This is a genomic window from Halolamina salina (genome assembly GCF_042678005.1).
In the GTDB taxonomy this organism is placed as follows: Archaea; Halobacteriota; Halobacteria; order Halobacteriales; family Haloferacaceae; genus Halolamina; species Halolamina salina.
Genome location: NZ_JBHUDH010000132.1, coordinates 1 through 519 on the forward strand (window position 1 = coordinate 1; position 519 = coordinate 519).

The window sequence follows — 519 nt, forward strand, 5'->3', positions numbered from 1 at the left end:
CATCGAACTCCTCGCGCAGGAAATCGACACGCTGCCGAACTTCCAGCGGACGCGAGGAGCACTCAAGCTCGTTTCGCGTGCTGTACACCGCGTCTGGAATAACCAGGAAGCAAACGCGGATCGGAATTTCGTCCGAGCATTCGACATGCACCCATCCGACGAGTATGTCTGGTCCACGTTGCTGGACTTGTTCGGGCAGATTGAGCAAGACCTCCGAACGGCTTCGAAGTCCGACGTCTACACGAGCGACGGGAAAGCAGCGTGCCAGTACGAGGACGAGAACTGGACGCCAATGGGCCACCCGCCAATCGCTACCCACCTCGGAACAACGATTCTCTGGAAAAGCATCGTCTCCGGCGGCAACCGGGGGCGCGGTCTGTCGCGGCGGGAACTGTGGGAGATGGTCCTCGAACCAAGTGTGGAACTCGACCACTACCGTGACGCCCTGAAGAACCTCAGCGAAACGGGCAGTAGTCCGGAGACAGAGGCGTTCTTCCTCTACGAAACTGAGAACGGGCT

1 pseudogene is annotated in these 519 nt (G+C 59.3%); it reads left to right on the top strand.

Annotated elements, in window-relative coordinates:
- Positions 1–519: pseudogene (locus tag ACFR9S_RS11485) on the top strand (ATP-binding protein); the annotation flags it as partial.